The organism is Sphingobium sp. TA15 (assembly GCF_037101235.1).
In the GTDB taxonomy this organism is placed as follows: domain Bacteria; phylum Pseudomonadota; class Alphaproteobacteria; order Sphingomonadales; family Sphingomonadaceae; genus Sphingobium; species Sphingobium indicum.
Genome location: NZ_AP025355.1, coordinates 361826 through 376807 on the forward strand (window position 1 = coordinate 361826; position 14982 = coordinate 376807).

General features: G+C 66.6%; 16 protein-coding genes. 6 read left to right on the forward strand and 10 right to left on the reverse strand.

Annotated features, from left to right (window positions below):
• Positions 1 to 7 precede the first annotated feature (7 nt).
• Positions 8 to 2368, reverse strand: a complete 2361-nt coding sequence (locus Sj15T_RS01860; protein WP_013039634.1) for a TonB-dependent receptor — start codon at positions 2366 to 2368, stop codon at positions 8 to 10.
• 173 nt (positions 2369 to 2541) lie between these two features.
• Here Sj15T_RS01860 and Sj15T_RS01865 point away from each other — a divergent pair, with 173 nt between their 5' ends.
• Positions 2542 to 3453 (forward strand): LysR family transcriptional regulator, encoded by a 912-nt coding sequence (locus Sj15T_RS01865; RefSeq protein WP_013039636.1) that lies wholly within the window; start codon positions 2542 to 2544, stop codon positions 3451 to 3453.
• A 36-nt stretch (positions 3454 to 3489) separates the two neighbouring features.
• Here the strand turns inward: Sj15T_RS01865 and Sj15T_RS01870 are convergent, their stop codons facing one another.
• From Sj15T_RS01870 to Sj15T_RS01890, 5 genes are all read right to left on the reverse strand, one after another.
• Complete coding sequence (locus Sj15T_RS01870; protein ID WP_253720693.1) at positions 3490 to 3630, reverse strand: DUF1993 family protein; 141 nt, start codon at positions 3628 to 3630, stop codon at positions 3490 to 3492.
• 36 nt (positions 3631 to 3666) lie between these two features.
• Positions 3667 to 4668 (reverse strand): IS30 family transposase, encoded by a 1002-nt coding sequence (locus Sj15T_RS01875; protein WP_013039050.1) that lies wholly within the window; start codon positions 4666 to 4668, stop codon positions 3667 to 3669.
• A gap of 23 nt (positions 4669 to 4691) precedes the next feature.
• Positions 4692 to 5174, reverse strand: coding sequence for a DUF1993 family protein (locus tag Sj15T_RS01880; RefSeq protein WP_013039638.1), 483 nt, complete (start codon positions 5172 to 5174; stop codon positions 4692 to 4694).
• Positions 5175 to 5281: 107 nt separating this feature from the next.
• Positions 5282 to 5977, reverse strand: a complete 696-nt coding sequence (locus Sj15T_RS01885) for a tRNA (guanine(46)-N(7))-methyltransferase TrmB (protein ID WP_013039639.1) — start codon at positions 5975 to 5977, stop codon at positions 5282 to 5284.
• A gap of 465 nt (positions 5978 to 6442) precedes the next feature.
• A complete protein-coding gene (locus Sj15T_RS01890) occupies positions 6443 to 7150 on the reverse strand; it encodes a methyl-accepting chemotaxis protein (RefSeq protein ID WP_013039640.1) in 708 nt (235 codons plus the stop codon).
• Positions 7151 to 7229: 79 nt separating this feature from the next.
• Here Sj15T_RS01890 and Sj15T_RS01895 point away from each other — a divergent pair, with 79 nt between their 5' ends.
• The gene (locus Sj15T_RS01895; RefSeq protein WP_154651058.1) at positions 7230 to 7397 is read left to right on the forward strand and encodes a hypothetical protein; all 168 of its coding nucleotides are present in this window, start codon (positions 7230 to 7232) and stop codon (positions 7395 to 7397) included.
• Between the two features lie 18 nt (positions 7398 to 7415).
• Here Sj15T_RS01895 and metK read toward each other — a convergent pair whose 3' ends face one another.
• Genes metK through Sj15T_RS01910 form a run of 3 tightly spaced genes read right to left on the reverse strand, consistent with a single transcriptional unit; the run spans position 7416 to position 10952 of the window.
• Positions 7416 to 8621: a methionine adenosyltransferase gene (gene metK, locus Sj15T_RS01900; protein WP_007684819.1), complete on the reverse strand. Its 1206-nt coding sequence runs from the start codon at positions 8619 to 8621 to the stop codon at positions 7416 to 7418.
• Positions 8622 to 8679: 58 nt separating this feature from the next.
• A complete protein-coding gene (gene lnt / locus Sj15T_RS01905) occupies positions 8680 to 10305 on the reverse strand; it encodes an apolipoprotein N-acyltransferase (RefSeq protein WP_041385783.1) in 1626 nt (541 codons plus the stop codon).
• A gap of 11 nt (positions 10306 to 10316) precedes the next feature.
• On the reverse strand, positions 10317 to 10952 hold the full coding sequence (locus Sj15T_RS01910) for a YqaA family protein (protein ID WP_013039642.1): 636 nt from the start codon (positions 10950 to 10952) through the stop codon (positions 10317 to 10319).
• A gap of 202 nt (positions 10953 to 11154) precedes the next feature.
• Between Sj15T_RS01910 and Sj15T_RS01915 the strand changes: the two genes are divergently transcribed.
• The 3 genes from Sj15T_RS01915 to Sj15T_RS01925 all read left to right on the forward strand — a co-directional run bounded on the left by Sj15T_RS01915 (position 11155) and on the right by Sj15T_RS01925 (position 12956).
• Positions 11155 to 11397, forward strand: coding sequence for a hypothetical protein (locus Sj15T_RS01915; RefSeq protein WP_007684113.1), 243 nt, complete (start codon positions 11155 to 11157; stop codon positions 11395 to 11397).
• A 44-nt stretch (positions 11398 to 11441) separates the two neighbouring features.
• On the forward strand, positions 11442 to 12230 hold the full coding sequence (locus tag Sj15T_RS01920) for a hypothetical protein (protein WP_193377927.1): 789 nt from the start codon (positions 11442 to 11444) through the stop codon (positions 12228 to 12230).
• A 162-nt stretch (positions 12231 to 12392) separates the two neighbouring features.
• Positions 12393 to 12956, forward strand: a complete 564-nt coding sequence (locus Sj15T_RS01925) for a hypothetical protein (RefSeq protein ID WP_013039644.1) — start codon at positions 12393 to 12395, stop codon at positions 12954 to 12956.
• A 186-nt stretch (positions 12957 to 13142) separates the two neighbouring features.
• On the opposite strand, the gene Sj15T_RS01930 is transcribed toward Sj15T_RS01925, so the two are convergent.
• Positions 13143 to 13589: an acetyltransferase gene (locus tag Sj15T_RS01930; RefSeq protein WP_013039645.1), complete on the reverse strand. Its 447-nt coding sequence runs from the start codon at positions 13587 to 13589 to the stop codon at positions 13143 to 13145.
• Positions 13590 to 13654: 65 nt separating this feature from the next.
• Here Sj15T_RS01930 and Sj15T_RS01935 point away from each other — a divergent pair, with 65 nt between their 5' ends.
• Positions 13655 to 14968, forward strand: coding sequence for a terminase family protein (locus Sj15T_RS01935; protein ID WP_013039646.1), 1314 nt, complete (start codon positions 13655 to 13657; stop codon positions 14966 to 14968).
• Positions 14969 to 14982 lie beyond the last annotated feature (14 nt).

Below are 14982 nucleotides of genomic sequence, written 5' to 3' on the forward strand. Positions count from 1 at the left end.
TGTCCGGTCACCAGCGGGTCGAGAGCGTCACGCCATAGAGGACCGTTCCTTCGTTGGGCACGCAGGTGTTGGTGTTGCTGAGGCCGTCGAACGGCTCCTTGCGCAGGCAGGTCTTTTCCGAGGTCAGATTGTCCGCGTAGAAGGAAATCTGGTGCCGCCGGTCCCGCCCGAAATCGAAGCCGATGGAGGCGTCGACGAAGAAGCTGGGATCGATATAGCCGCTGCGCGCCTTGGTCAGTTCATTATATTGCGTGCCGACATAGCGGCCGCTGATCCGGCCGGTCAGGCGATTGTCGCCCAGTTCCACGGTCTGGCTGGCGGCGCCGTTGAACGACCAGCGCGGCGATTGCTGGAGCGGCGCGCCCTTGAGCGCGGTCTGCGGGGTGAGCGCGCCGACGTCGATCACCTCGGTGTCGAGGAAGGCGCCGGCCAGGTCCAGTTCGAAGCCGCCGCCGGGCGCGATCTTCGCCTCCGCCTCGACGCCGGTCAGCCGCGCCTTGGGCAGGTTGATGAAGGCCGGGCCGAGCACCGGCACCTGGCCGAAGGTCTGAAGATCCTTCCAGTCGTAGCGGAACGCCGCGACGTTGATCTGCACCCGCCGGTCGAACAGGCGCGACTTGAGGCCGAGTTCATAGGCGTCGAGCGTTTCCGGGCGGACCGGCGTGTTGCCGGTGCCGTTGAACACGCCCTGGGCGCGGATGTCGAAGGAACCCGATTTGAAGCCGCGCGAATAGCTGAGATAGGCCATGACGTCGGTCGCCAGTTCGTAATGGGCGGAGATCTTGCCCGCCAGCTTGCTGACGTCCTGCTTCAAGGGGGTGAGCGGGCCGCGGCAGCCGACCACGCCCGCCGCGCAGGGCAGCGTGAAATTGGCGGCGAGGCCGGTCAGGAAGTCGCGCGAGAAGAAGAAGTCGGCGGGCAGGCGGGCCGCGCCGGGCAGGCCGGTCACGCTGTCGAGGGCGGTGATGACGTCGCGCAGGCCCTGCCGCCGGTCATTGGTCCAGCGCAGGCCGGCGCTGACGTCCAGCCGGTCGGTCAGCGCATAGTCGATCTGGCCGTAGAAGGAGGCGATCTCCGCCTTCTGGTCGATGGCGACCATCGGCACCACCGCCAGCGTCGGCGGCCCGGCGAAATTGTTGCGCACGATGGTGGCCAGGCTGTCCTTTTCATGGGACCAATAGGCCCCCGCGATCCATTTCAACGGCCCGGCCGTGTCCGACGCCAGCCGCACCTCCTGCGAATAGACGTCGTAGACCGCGTCCTGGAACACCTGGAACTGGGCATAGGGCAGGCCGCCGCCTTCCTCCGCATAGAGAATCTTGGTGCGGTCGAAGGCGGAGATGGCGGTCAGGGAGAAGCCGCCGAAATCATGGCGCAGGCGCAGCGATCCGCCCTCGAAATCGACATCGGCCAGGTTGCTGCCCGCGTCATAGGCGTCGCGCCAGCGCGACAGCGAGGGATTGAAGGTCAGGCCGCCCTTGCCGGTCGACACGCAATTGTTGACGCGTTCGAACTGCTCCACGCCCAGATCGTTGGCGGGGCAGGGGGTGACGCCGTCGGGCAGGAAGCGGCCGACCGCCTTGCGCGGCAGGCGCGATCCGCGATTATAGCCGACATGGCCCGACAGCAGCAGTTCGGTGTCCTCATCGGGTTGCCAGCCGATGCCGAAGCGGCCGGAATAGCGCTTGGTCGATCCGATCTTCGCCCCGGTCGAAACGTCGCGGAACACGCCGTCGCGGGTCTGCACCTGCCCCGCGACGCGGATGGCGAGCGTGTCGGTCAGCGGCAGGCCGATCGCCCCCTCCACATCGACGCGGTCGAAGCGCCCGGCGTTGATGCGGGCATAGCCGTTGAAGCCCTCCCCAGCGTCCGGCCGGCGCGACACATAGTTGATTGCGCCGCCGGTGGTGTTGCGGCCGAACAGGGTGTTCTGCGGCCCGCGCAATATCTCCACCCGTTCCAGGTCGAACAGGCCGAAGGTGCTGGAGAAGGGCGTCACCAGCGACACCTCGTCCAGATACTGGCCCACCGCCTGCTGCGCGGTAAGGTGGAAATTCTGGGTGCCGACGCCGCGAATGGAAATGCCGGCATTGACGGCCGAGCTTTGCTTGAAGCTGAGGTTAGGGAATTGCCGGACCAGGTCGGTCGGATCGGCGATGCGCCGTTCGGCCAGCGCCTCCCCGCCCAGGGCGTTGATCGCGATCGGTATGTCCTGGACGTTTTCGGCGCGCTTCTGCGCGGTGACGACGATGTCCTGGATGCCGCCCGATCCCGCATCGTCCTGCGCGGCGGCCATCGCCGGCAGGCAGAGGCCGGCGAGCAGCGCCAGCTTCGGCACGCGGTGCGCCAGACGTCGTTTCCCGTTCATATTCTCCCCTCCATGGTCTGGCCGATCGTCCGTCGGCCCGGCTTGTCCCATGCACTGTCGCCACAAGGGGGCGGGAGGACAATGGGGCTCGACCTTGTCCGGTGACAAGGTACAGCCTATACCCTGATGCGGCGCCCGCAGAAGCGCGGCAGCAGCAGGGGGAGAGGTCGGCCATGTTCCGTTTCACGCCGCGCCAGTTGGAAATCTTCCTGGCGGTCGGCCGGGCGCAATCCTTCCGCCAGGCGTCGGAAAACCTGCGCATATCGCAAGCCGCGGTCAGCGAGCAGATGCGGGCGTTGGAACAGCAGGTCGGCGCCACCCTGTTCCACCGCAGGGCGGGGCGCAGCATGAGCCTGACGCCCGAAGGCGAACGGTTCCGGGAAGGAGTCATGGCCTTCGCCCAGAAGGGGCATGAACTGGGACGGCTTTTCCGGGGAGCGGCCCCGCAGAAGGTGCGCATCTTCATCGGCACCTTCCTGCTCAACGAATATGTGCGCCCGGCGCTGCCCCGATTCCTGATGGAGAATAGCGACATCGCGCTCGACTTCGTGCACAACGAGTCGGGCGCGGACGTCGACGACCAGGTGGCGCGGGGCATGCTGGACTGCGCGATATTCTCCCGCCCGCAATCCGATCCGCCGGGCGCGTTCGAACCGATCTTCGCTGAGCCGGCCTTCGTGTTCGCGACGCGCGAGCTGCGCGACCGGGCGCAGGCGCAGGGATTGCAGTCGCTGCCCTTCATCAGTTGGAACATTCCGCCGCTGCGAAGCTGCGACCAACTGCGCATGCTGGCCTCGGTCGGCATCATGCAGCCGACGCTGCACAGCGAGGTGCAGCATCATGAGGTCGCGGTGGAACTGGCCACGCAGGGCGCGGGCGCGGTCATCATGCTGCATTCCACGGTGCAGCGGCTGGATTGCGGGCACCGGCTGGTGCCCATCGTCAAGGTCGGCACCTGGGAAAGGCGGCTGTTCCTGTCCCAGTCGCTCGACCAGGGCACGCGCGACCGCCTGGCATTGTTCTTCCGCGAGATAGTCGGAAACGGGGAGCCGCGCCGAGGGGGAGGCCGGCCGGGAAGCGCCTGACCGGCGGGGCCGCCACGGCCGGATGTCGATACAGCCCTAGGGCAGCTTCCTGACGGCGCCGAGATAGTCCCTCTTGCCCAGGGGCACTCCGCTCGCCCGCAGGATGTCATAGGCCGTGGCGGCATGGGGCGGTTTCGATTTGAAGTGCGACACCCGTTGTGATGCGTAGCATTTCATCCGGGGTGGGGCGAGCCCCACCCCGGATGGCCAAATTTATCCGGCTTTGAGGAGGGCGATTTGCTCCCCCAGAACCTCATGCGGGGTGCGATAGCCCAGGCACTTGCGCGGTGTGCTGTTGAGGCGATCGGCAACGGCCTGGATTTCCCTGTCTGAGAGCAGTGCCAGGTCGGTGTCGGAGGGTAGGAAGCGCCGTATCCGCCCGTTGCAATTTTCCACGCCGCCTTTTTGCCAGGGCGCTGAGGGAAGACAGAAATAGCTGGTGATGCCGAGCCTGTTCCGCAGGGTCGCAAAGGCAGCAAATTCCGTGCCTCGATCGAAGGTGATGCTGCGCCGGAGGGGAGGCGGCATGTCGCGTAAATGCCGATCGATGCCGGCCATGACACCGGCAGAATGCCGGCTCGGATTACGCGTCAGGAAGGTGAAGCGGCTACAGCGCTCAACCAGCGAGGTGAGGTTCGCTTTGCCATATTCTCTCCTGAAGATCAGGAGATCGCCTTCCCAGTGGCCGAAACTGCTGCGATCCGCGATTTCCTGCGGCCGCGCGCCGATCGTATTTGCCACGGGTATATGGAGACCGCGCGGCTTTCGGCCATAACGTTGCCGGCGCGAACGGCGGGCAACTGGCAGATGGCGCCAAAGCTTATGGTGCCGTCCCTCAGCGCCGTAGACATACTGGTAAATGGTTTCGTGGCACACCGCCTCCCGCTGACCGCGATGACGCCGAAGATAACCTGCAATCTGTTCTGGCGACCAGGCCGCCAACAAGCGATCAGCAATGTAGGCGGCGAGTTCCGGCTGGCGAGCAATCTTGCCTCCGCGCACGCGACGATTGCTGGCCATGGTCTGCGCTGCAGTCGGGAAATATCCTCGGAACAGCGGTTCTTCATCAAAATGCCGGTTGCGCTTGATCTCTCGATAAATCGTCGAAGGATGTCGTCGCAGCGCATCTGCAACTTGCTTCACTGTGCGTCCGGTTCCGATCAGTCGATAAATATCGCGTCGCTCATCCAGACCCAGATGCTGATAGCCTTCCATATCGTGCCTTCCTGGAAAGGGGATCAAACCCCTATAAAACCAAGGATTTCGCACTTCGAGATAGAATCCACCTGGAAATAGAAGTTGGGCTGGGAAAAGCTCAGCAGGAAATCCTTGCCCAGCAGGTTCCAGCGCAACTTGTCGCCGATGGTGAAGGTCATCTGCCTTTCGCTGAGGCCCTCCACATCGGCAATCTCTAGCGCCCGGAGCGCGTCGACGGTTTCGGCCATCCGGGCGGCCAATCCTTCGAAACTGTCGGGGGGCATCGTTTCGTCGGGCGAGAAATTTCCGCTCTGGACGCCGCGGATCGCCCCGATCGAATGCACGGCGCAGCTTTTCACCTGATAGGCGAAGTCCAGCATGTCGGGCGCGAGTTTCGCCTGAAGCAAATGTTCGTGGGGAAGGGCGTGCTGATCGCAATAAGTCTTCGCCTTCGCCAGCAGCCGCGAGACCGATTCCAGGATCTGGAGGCAGCCGGGCACGAAGGCGTCATACAGCGTCATCATGGATATTGAACCTCCGGCTGGACAGTGGAAGGATCAGCAATGACCGATCCTGTCTGGGCCGTAAACATTTTCCGAATGGCCGGGCGATTCCGCCGGACTGTCACAGCCTAACGCCGCCGGTAGCGAAAGTACCAGACTTCATGGCCGAGCTTGCGGGCCTTGGCTTCGTAGCGGGTTTCCGGCCAGCCGCCGGGGCGGTTCTGGAAATCCTGGGGGGTGCTGGCCAGCCATTCGAAATCGGGATGGCCGTTCATCACCATCAGCGCCCACCGCAGATAGACCGGGTGATCCGTGCCGAAGCGAAATTCGCCGCCCGGCTTGAGCTTGCGCGCGATCATCGCGACCGGGCCGGGGTTCATCATGCGGCGCTTGGCATGGCGCGCCTTGGGCCAGGGATCGGGGTGGAGCAGGTAGACGAAGCTGAGCGCGCCGTCGGGGATGCGGGCGAGCACCGACAGCGCGTCGCCCATGTGGAGCCGGACATTGCCTAGCGCCTGGTCGCGGACATGGCCGAGCGCGGTGACGACGCCGTTCAGGAAGGGTTCGCAGCCGATGAAGCCATGGTCGGGCAACAGGTCGGCGCGATAGGCGAGATGCTCCCCGCCGCCGAAGCCGATCTCGAAATGCAGGGGGCGGTCGTAGCCGAACAGGCCGGCGGCGGTGACCTCTCCCTCTTGCGGGACGGAGAGGACGGGGAGCAGGGCGTCGACCAGCTCCTGCTGCCCCTTGCGGAGCTTGTGCCCGGACTGGCGGCCGTAGAGGCGGTTGAGCGTGGTGGGATCGCCGGATTTATGCGCTGTCATGCGCGGGCGGATAGAGCATTTTCGAGGCGAGTGAAATCACCTGCCGGATCGAAAAATGAGGGACGGGCGAGAAGGGGCGCGGCGTCGTGGGGGCGCCTCCTGTCCCCGGTGTTGAGGAGATGGCGCCGGGGACAGGAGGCTGAGGCCCGGCGCCGTGGGCGGGCGCCGGGCTTGTTCCATTGGGGGGCGATGGGTGAGGGCCGATGCGGACCCGTCAGGTCACTTGCCTTTGGCGAAGCGGCCCTTGGCGTCCTTGCATGGCCCGGCCAGCGCGGGGCTGCGCCGCCGACCGGGAGGGCAAGGGCGACAAAGGCGAAAGGTCATAACGGCCCGGTCATCGCATTCCCCTTTGGAAAGAGGGTTGCCGGACCCGACAGGGGTGCGGGTCCGACGGCCTGCTTATGGGCGTTTCGCGGGCGGCGCGCCAATGAACTTTTGGTCATGTTGCCGCCATGCGCGGGCCTGTCAGGCGGCGGGCAGTCGTTCGGCCATGCCGCTGTTCTGCTGCATCATGGCCGCGGCGCGTTCCGTGGCGAAGCGGGTGTCGTCGGCCAGTTTCTTGACCTCGCCCGCGACCACCGCGAAGCCGCGACCGGCCTCCCCGGCGCGGGCGGCCTCTATCCGGGCGTTGAGGGCGAGCATGTTGGTCTGGGCGGCGATGCCCCGGATGGTCGACACGATGTCGGCCAACTGGTTCATCGTCCTTTCCAGCGCGTTCTTCTGCCGCTCCAGGTCGCGCTGGAGGCGGTGGCTGTCGGCCAGGCGGTGGCGCGCCTCCCGCTCCTGCCGGACCTGGCGGGTGATGTCGGTGGCGATCTTCACGACCTTGCGCGGGGTGCCGTCGGCTTCGAAGACGGGATTGTAGGTGGCCTGCAACCAGATTTCGCGGCCGTCGCGGTCGCGGCGCTCATAGGCGCCCGCGTCGAACGCGCCGGAACCGAGTTTCTGCCAGAAATCGGCATAATCCTGCGATTGGGCATGGTCGGGCGCGCAGAATATCCGGTGGTGCTTGCCGGCGATCTCTTCCAGGCGATAGCCCATCAGGCCCAGGAAATTGGCGTTGGCGGTCAGGATCGTGCCGTCCAGCGCGAATTCGATCACCGCCTGGCTGCGGTTGAGGGCGGCCCATGCGGCTTCGGCGCCGTTGGTGCCGTAAGAAAGGGAAGAGGCCAAACCATGTCTCCTTGATCCGCGCTACGCTAAACGAGCCATGGTTAAGGAACGGTGAGGATGAAGGAAAAGGGGTCGCCGAATGACCGGCAACCCCTTGATATACCTTTATTTTCCAACCCAGGCCAGGGTGCGTGGGGATTCAGCCCATGGCGGGCTGCAAATAGCGGCTTTCTGCGCTTCCGGTGCTCACGTACTGAAGTACGCTGCGCGCCAGTTCTCGAAATCCACTATTTTCGCCGCGCCCTGAACTGAATCCCCACACACCCTAAAGCGCGGCCCTGAGTTTCTCCACCAGATCGGTGCGTTCCCAGGGGAAGAAGTCCCCTTCCGGCTTGCGGCCGAAATGGCCGTAGGCGGCGGAGGGCTGGTAGATCGGCTTGTTGAGGCCGAGATGGGTGCGGATGCCGCGCGGGGTGAGGCCGCCCAGTTCCTTAATGCCCTTGATCGCCTGCTCGATCCGGTCGTCGCCTACCGTGCCGGTGCCGTGGGTGTCGACATAGAGGGAGAGCGGCTCGGAAACGCCGATGGCGTAGGCGAGCTGGATGGTGCAGCGCTTCGCGAGACCGGCGGCGACGATGTTCTTCGCGAGATAGCGGGTGATGTAGGCGGCCGAGCGGTCGACCTTGGTCGGATCCTTGCCGCTGAACGCGCCGCCGCCATGGGGCGACGCGCCGCCATAGGTGTCGACGATGATCTTGCGGCCGGTGAGGCCCGCGTCGCCGTCCGGGCCGCCGATTTCGAAGCTGCCGGTCGGGTTGATGTGGTAGACGGTCTCGTCGCTGAGCAGGTTGGCGGGCATGACTTCCGCGACCACGCCCTTCACGTAATTTTTGAGTTCGGCTTCCTTCGCGCCCTCGTCATAGCCCGGCGCGTGCTGGGTCGAGACGACGATGGCGGTGGCGGCGGCGGGCTTGCCGTTTTCGAAGCGCAGCGTGACCTGGCTCTTGGCGTCCGGCTCCAGGAAGGGGGCGCGGCCGCTGTGGCGGTCGGCGGCCATCTTCGCCAGGATCTTGTGGCTGTAGTCCAGCGTGGCGGGCATGAGGTCGGGGGTTTCGTCGCAGGCGAAGCCGAACATGATGCCTTGATCGCCCGCGCCTTCATCCTTGTTGCCCGCCGCGTCGACGCCCTGCGCGATGTGGGCGGACTGGCCGTGGAGGTTGTTTTCGAAGCGGAAGCTTTCCCAATGGAAGCCGTCCTGTTCGTAGCCGATGCGCTTCACCGTTTCGCGGACGGTGCGTTCGATCTCTTCCTGCGCGCCGGGGGCCCAGGCGCCGTCCTCATAGACGCCCTTGCAGCGGATTTCGCCGGCGAGGACGACAAGCTGGGTCGTGGTCAGCGTTTCGCAGGCGATGCGTGCTTCGGGGTCTTTCGACAGGAACAGGTCGACGATGGCGTCGGAAATCTGGTCCGCGACCTTGTCGGGATGGCCTTCGGAAACCGATTCCGAGGTGAAGAGATAGTTGTTGCGCATGGGACTCCCGTTAGCAGGCTGTTCGAGCAAGCGACATAAAGAAAAGTTTATGTGGCTATTAGCGGGTCGATCTGCGGGTGGCAATGGCCAGCAGGACGAGCGCGGCCATGAAGGCGAAGGACGCCCAATTGCCGAGGCGGGAGAAGAGCGTTGGCGGCAGGGGGGAGGGGAGCGCGCTGTCGAGGAAACCGGCGCGGTGGTGGGCGATGCGGCCGAGGATCTGGCCGCGCGCGTCGATCACCGCCGAGACTCCGGTGGGGGTGGAGCGGATGATGGGAATCCCTTCCTCCAGGGCGCGGAGGCGGGCTTGGGCGAGATGCTGGACCGGGCCCCAACTGCCGAACCAGGCGTCGTTGGAGGGGTTGAAGAGGAAGTCGGGACGGTTGGCCCTGTCCACCACCTGGCCGGAGAAGATGATCTCATAGCAGATCTGCACGCCCATCTTGAGCGGGGGGCGGCCGAGCGTTGCGGGCAGGGTCAGGCTTTGCGGGCCGGGGCCGGGCCAGAAATCGACGGCGCCGGGGACCAGGCGGGACAGGCCGAGCGGCTGGAGGATGTTCCGCATCGGCAGATATTCGCCATAGGGGACGAGGTGGGACTTGTCGTAGCGGCCGCGCAATCGGGCCTTCGCGTCCACGATGAACAGGCTGTTGTTCGCGCCGGAAAGGGCGTTTTCCGTGATGCCGTCCTTTTCGACCTGCTGGAAATAGACCTTCGTCGCGCCGGTCATGAGGAGGTCGCCCGGGCCGAGAAGGGCCGCGAGGCGGGCGCGCCAGTCGGGTTCCAGGTCGAGATAGGCGGGGATGGCGGCTTCGGGCCAGAAGATCAGGCGCGGGGCGGGGCGGGGGGTGCCGGAAAGGGTGGCGAGGGTCTGGAAATGGGCCTGTTCCAGTTCGGGGGAATATTTCTCGTCCTGGCCGATATTGGGTTGGACCACGCGGATTCTGGGCGCGCCTGCCGGGGTGGGCGGGGCGGGGGAGAGGGTGCCCCACAGGGCCAGGGCGATGAGGGGGGCGGCGAGGGCGGCGGCTGGGCGGAACTGGCGGCGGAGGATGAGGAGGATCGCGCCGGATGCGAGGATGGCGAGCGCGCCGAGGCCGTAGGTGCCGATCAGGGTGGATGCGATCGCCATGCCGGTGGGGAGGAGGGTGACGCCCAGCGGGTTCCATGCGAAGCCGGTGAAGAGGGTGGCGCGGAGATATTCGGAGGTGAGCCAGGTGGCGGCGAAGAGGAGGGTGAGGGGGAGTGCGCCGTGCTCCTGCGCAGGCAGGAGTCCAGTTCTGACGGTGGGACTGGGTTCCTGCCTTCGCAGGAACACGGTGTTTTGCGGGCGCCAGCGTGCGGTTTTCAGCCACCAGGCGGCCAGCGTGGCCAGGCCGGGATAGACGGCCAGGTAGAGGGACAGGAGGATCACCGCGCCATAGCCGAACCAGTGGGGCATCGCGTCCTGGAAGGTGAAGGCGTGGGCGATCCAGTTGAGGCCCAGGGTGAAATGGCCGACGCCGAACAGCCAGCCGCGCAGGAAAGCGCCGCGGCGGTCGGGCGCGCGTTCGATCAGGAGAATGAGGAGCGCGAAGCAGGCCAAGGTGACCGGCCAGAGTCTCAGCGGCTCGAAGCCCGTTGCCGCGAGGAAACCGGCGAGCAGGGCGGCAAGATTCGGGAAGCGGGACAATATGTCCTTCATGCCGTCGCCGGTCAGCGGAGCGTGGCGAGGGTGGCGTTGCTGCACTTGTCGCTCTTGTCCCCGCCGCCCGACAGGGCCGAGGCCGCGATGAAGCCGCCGACCAGCAGCACCAGGAAGGCGGCGGAGAGCAGGCCGAGATATTTCTCTATGAACGCCTTGATCGGGCGGCCGAACTTCCAGAACAGGAAGCCGACCAGCATGAACTGGAAGGCGCGGCTGAGGATGCTGGCCCAGAGGAAGGTGAACAGCGACAGGCCGATGAAGCCCGCCGTGATCGTGATCAGCTTGAACGGGATCGGCGTCGCGCCCTTGATAAGGATGATCTCCGCCCCGTAATCGCGCAGATAGCAGGCGGCGACGGGGAATTTCGCGGCGAGGCCGAGGGCGTGCAATATCTGCTGGCCGACCGTTTCATAGAGGAAATGGCCGATGGCGTAGCCGAACAGCCCGCCCAGGACAGAGGCGATGGTGCAGATCAGCCCGAAGCGGATCGCGCGTTCCGGGCGGGCGAGGCACATCAGGCCCAGCAGCGGGTGCGGCGGGATGGGGAAGAAGCTGCTTTCCATAAAGCTAATGGCGAAGAGCCAGCGTTCGGCGTGGGCGTGGGCGGCTTTCGCCAGCGTCCATTGGTAGAGCTTTGTGAGCATTGGATCGAGGCCCTAGCCGAACTGCCTTCAGGCCGCCAGCGATTTTGCCGGGACGATCGTCTGCTGCGGCGGGTGGAGGGGATGGAGGGGGCAGGTCCGATGAAGAGGCGGGGCGCAAGTCCATGGGCGGGCGCGTGGGGAAGCGACAGGGCCTTGATCGGTGCGGGGTCGCGGCGCTAGCTTCGTCCTGTAGGAGACGCATATGCTTGGCATGGGAGAGGGCGCCTGCCCCTTTGAGTTCAATACCGATCCGGCGACGTTCAAGGTTGGGGATCAGGTCAGCTACCGGGTGACGGGCAGCCTGGAGGGCATGCCCTTTGCCGGCGTGCTGCTGGAGGTGCATGAGGACCATGTGGTGCTGACGTCCGACCCCGACGACAAGGCGAGCCGGATGCGGGCGACCCGGGAAAGCCGTCCTGTCGTCCGGGAGGAGGACGTCTGTTGACGCCACGGCGTTGACGGCGCGGCGGCGTCTGGGCATGACCCCTTATGAGTCCGGCCCGGCGCATCCGAGTGAATTTGACCTTATCCCTTCCCTCCCAATGGCGCGAGCGCGGCGGCGGATTGCTGCTGGCGCTGCTGTTCAACGGGTTGCTGCTGCTGGCGTTGCTGACGCTGGCGCCGGAGCCGGTGATCCGGCTGCCGGACCTGCGCAATCCGGTGACGTTCGAGATGGCGCCCGCGCCCAAGGCGGAGAAGGCGCAGAGCAAGGCGGAAAAGAGCGAGAAGAAGAAGCAGGAGAAATCGGCGCAGCGGCAGGTGCAGCAGCCGGTGGTCAAGCGCGACCATCCCGTGGTGAAGCCGACCGAGCAGCAGCCCTCGCCGCTGCCCTTCCTGGTGCTGGACAGCCAGCAGATGGCGTCCGCCGACATCGGCAGGATGGCGAAGAAGGGCGCGGCCGACGGCGCGACGGGGCAGGGCAACAGCGCGGCGGTGGCGGGGCCGGGCGAGGGGCCGGGCGGCGTGCAGTTGTTCGATGCGGAATGGTACAGGCGGCCGAGCCATGCGGAACTGGCGGGCTATCTGCCCGCCAATGCGCCCGGCAGCGGCTGGGGCCTGGTGGCGTGCAAGACGGTGGATCATTATCATGTCGAGAACTGCCAGGCGCTGGGGGAATCGCCGATGGGGTCCGGCTTTGCCAAGGCGGTTCGGCTGGCGGCCTGGCAATTTCTGGTGCTGCCGCCGCGGGTCAACGGCAAGGTGATGGTCGGCAGCTGGGTTAGGATCAGGATCGACTATACGCGCAGCGTGGCCGGGGCGGACGATGTGGGGCGGTGAACCGGAGGGGGTATTTTAACCCATATGGAACATTTTTGTTGACATCGTCACGCTGTTCTGGCACATAGGTCGACATTGGGAAAATGTGAGTCGCCGATGAGGCGGTGAAGGGCTGGTCCTTGGCGGGGTCGGCCTTTTTGCTTTGCATGCGGGGGATTGGCTGTGGCGGACGGAGAGCGGAAGAGGAGCCGGTTCGGCGGGCGGGCCGACGCGCCCGATCGGGTGCTGGCGCTGGAGAATGGGCCGCAGGGCGCGCTGGGCGTCGCGCCGCAGATGCGGGCGGTGCGCAAGAATGGCTGGACGCCGGCGCTGCGGCAGAAGTTCCTGGAGACGCTGGCGCGGACCTGCAACGTCAGCGAGGCGGCGCGGGTCGTCGGGCGGAATTTGTCGACCGTCTATTATCTGAAGCGGCGCGATCCGGCCTTTGCGCGGGCGTGGAAGCAGGCGCTGAGCATCGGGCATGAGGAGTTGCGGGCGCTGATGCTGCGGCAGGCGCTGTTCGGCACGGAGGATGAGGAGATCGTGCTGGACGGCGACGGGGCGGTCAAGAGCCGGAAGATCAAGCGGGGGCATCCGCATATGATCCAGGCGCTGCTGTTCCGAGCGCATGAGAAGGAGGTGGAGGAGATGCAGCGGCTGGAGAGCGTGGAGCGGCCGGACGGCGAGGATGCGGTGGAGCGGTTGCGGGCGGCGCTGGATGAGGTGCGGAAGCGAAGTGGGGGGTAGGGGATTTTGGGTGGAGAGCGGACGTACCCCTATTCGTCACCCCTCTCCCTATTCGTCACCCCGGACTTGATCCGGGGTCCCGCTGCCTTGGACGAGGCGCAGCACTCAGAAGGAAAGCGGGACCCCGGATCAAGTCCGGGGTGACGGAAAACTGATGGCCGCAAATGGCCATTTCAGGTCATCTCGTCAGGGGGCGTAGCGGAGGTGGATCAGGGGATAGGGGCGGCCCTGGCCGTCCTGGTCGGAGCGGCCGGTGCGGGCGAAGCGCATGGCTTCGTAGAAGCCGATCGCCTGCGCATTCTGTTCGTTGACGTCGGTGGTGAGCGTGGGGTGGAGCGACAGGGCGTGGTCGACCAGTTGGCGGCCGACGCCCTTGCCGCGCCATGCGGGGTCGATGAACAGCGCCTCCATATGCGCGCCGTCGATCAGCATGAAGCCGATGGCTTGATCGTCAGGGTCGGTGGCGAGCCAGGCGGGCGCCTGGGGGAGGAAGGCGGCGACCTCCGCCTCTATCGCGGTGCGGTCTGCCGGCGTCAGGAAATCATGGGTCGCGTCGACGGCCTTGCGCCAGATGTCGAGCATGCGGGCGCCGTCGGCGGCGCGGGCGGGGCGGATCGAACTCATGGCGGGCATATAGGGGCGTGGGCCGGATCGGCCAAATCGGCGTCCTTGGAAAATCGATGAATGGAGGCGGGCGCATGGCTCTTTCGGATTTCGAGCGGCTGGCGCATCTGCCGGAGGCGGCGCGCGAGCGGGTGCTGGCTGGGCTGGGCGCGGCGGCGGCGGATGCTTTGGCGCATGACTGGCGCTGGCTGGCGCGGCCGGAGCAACTGGCGCCCGAAGGGGACTGGCGCATCTGGCTGATGCTGGCGGGGCGCGGGTTCGGCAAGACGCGGGCCGGGGCGGAGTGGGTGCGCTCGGTCGCGGAGAGCGATCCCAAGGCGCGGATCGCGCTGGTCGGCGCGACGCTGGGCGAGGCGCGGGCCGTGATGGTGGAGGGAGCGTCGGGCATATTGGCCGTCGCGCCCTGGTGGAACCGGCCGGTCTTCGCGCCGGCGCTGCGCAAGCTGGTCTGGCCCAATGGCGCGGTCGCGACTCTTTATGGCGCGGCGGAGGCGGAGAGCCTGCGCGGGCCGCAGTTCAGCCATGGCTGGGCCGACGAGATCGCCAAATGGGCGGGCGGGCAGGCGGCGTGGGACAATCTGATGATGGGGATGCGGCTGGGTGGCGCGCCGCGCGTGCTGGCGACGACGACGCCCCGGCCCGTCCCCCTTGTGCGGGGGCTGGTGGCGCGGGCCGGCGGCGACGTGGTCGTGACGCGGGGGCGGACGGCGGACAATGTCGCGCATCTGGCGGACGGTTTTCTGGCGGCGATGGAGCGGAGCTATGGCGGCACGCGGCTGGGGCGGCAGGAATTGGACGGCGAGCTGATCGAGGAGGTCGAGGGCGCATTGTGGAGCCGCGATCTGCTGGAGCGGTGCCGGGTGGCGCATGTGCGCGGCGGGCTGACGCGGGTGGTGGTGGCGGTCGATCCGCCTGCTTCGGCGCATGGGGATGCCTGCGGGATTGTCGTGGTCGGCCTGGGGGAGGATCGGCGGGCCTATGTGATCGCCGATGCGACCGTGGAGGGCGCGACGCCGGAGGGCTGGGCGCGGGCGGCAAGCGGCGCGGCGCTGGTGCATGGCGCGGACCGGGTGGTGGCGGAGGCCAATAATGGCGGGGCCATGGTCGAGAGCGTGCTGCGGGCGGCGGAGGCCGCGCTGCCGGTGCGGCTGGTGCATGCGAGCCGGGGCAAGGTGGCGCGGGCGGAGCCGGTGGCGGCTTTATATGAGGCCGGGCGGGTCGTGCATCGTGGGGGCTTTGCGGAACTGGAGGATCAGTTGTGCGGGTTGATGCTGGGGGGCGGCTATGTGGGGCCGGGGCGGTCGCCGGATCGCGCGGATGCGCTGGTTTGGGGGTTGACGGAGTTGATGCTGGGGAAGCGGGGCGAGGCGCGGGTCAGGGGGTTTTAGGGGGTTTTGGGGGA

What these genes read in the sequence shown, in the direction of transcription:
- Sj15T_RS01860 (WP_013039634.1), bottom strand. Translation starts at nt 2,368, where the DNA reads ATGAACGGGAAACGACGTCTGGCGCACCGCGTGCCGAAGCTGGCGCTG.
- Sj15T_RS01865 (WP_013039636.1), top strand. Translation starts at nt 2,542, where the DNA reads ATGTTCCGTTTCACGCCGCGCCAGTTGGAAATCTTCCTGGCGGTCGGC.
- Sj15T_RS01870 (WP_253720693.1), bottom strand. Translation starts at nt 3,630, where the DNA reads ATGAAATGCTACGCATCACAACGGGTGTCGCACTTCAAATCGAAACCG.
- Sj15T_RS01875 (WP_013039050.1), bottom strand. Translation starts at nt 4,668, where the DNA reads ATGGAAGGCTATCAGCATCTGGGTCTGGATGAGCGACGCGATATTTAT.
- Sj15T_RS01880 (WP_013039638.1), bottom strand. Translation starts at nt 5,174, where the DNA reads ATGATGACGCTGTATGACGCCTTCGTGCCCGGCTGCCTCCAGATCCTG.
- Sj15T_RS01885 (WP_013039639.1), bottom strand. Translation starts at nt 5,977, where the DNA reads ATGACAGCGCATAAATCCGGCGATCCCACCACGCTCAACCGCCTCTAC.
- Sj15T_RS01895 (WP_154651058.1), top strand. Translation starts at nt 7,230, where the DNA reads ATGACCGGCAACCCCTTGATATACCTTTATTTTCCAACCCAGGCCAGG.
- metK (WP_007684819.1), bottom strand. Translation starts at nt 8,621, where the DNA reads ATGCGCAACAACTATCTCTTCACCTCGGAATCGGTTTCCGAAGGCCAT.
- lnt (WP_041385783.1), bottom strand. Translation starts at nt 10,305, where the DNA reads ATGAAGGACATATTGTCCCGCTTCCCGAATCTTGCCGCCCTGCTCGCC.
- Sj15T_RS01910 (WP_013039642.1), bottom strand. Translation starts at nt 10,952, where the DNA reads ATGCTCACAAAGCTCTACCAATGGACGCTGGCGAAAGCCGCCCACGCC.
- Sj15T_RS01915 (WP_007684113.1), top strand. Translation starts at nt 11,155, where the DNA reads ATGCTTGGCATGGGAGAGGGCGCCTGCCCCTTTGAGTTCAATACCGAT.
- Sj15T_RS01920 (WP_193377927.1), top strand. Translation starts at nt 11,442, where the DNA reads ATGAGTCCGGCCCGGCGCATCCGAGTGAATTTGACCTTATCCCTTCCC.
- Sj15T_RS01930 (WP_013039645.1), bottom strand. Translation starts at nt 13,589, where the DNA reads ATGCCCGCCATGAGTTCGATCCGCCCCGCCCGCGCCGCCGACGGCGCC.
- Sj15T_RS01935 (WP_013039646.1), top strand. Translation starts at nt 13,655, where the DNA reads ATGGCTCTTTCGGATTTCGAGCGGCTGGCGCATCTGCCGGAGGCGGCG.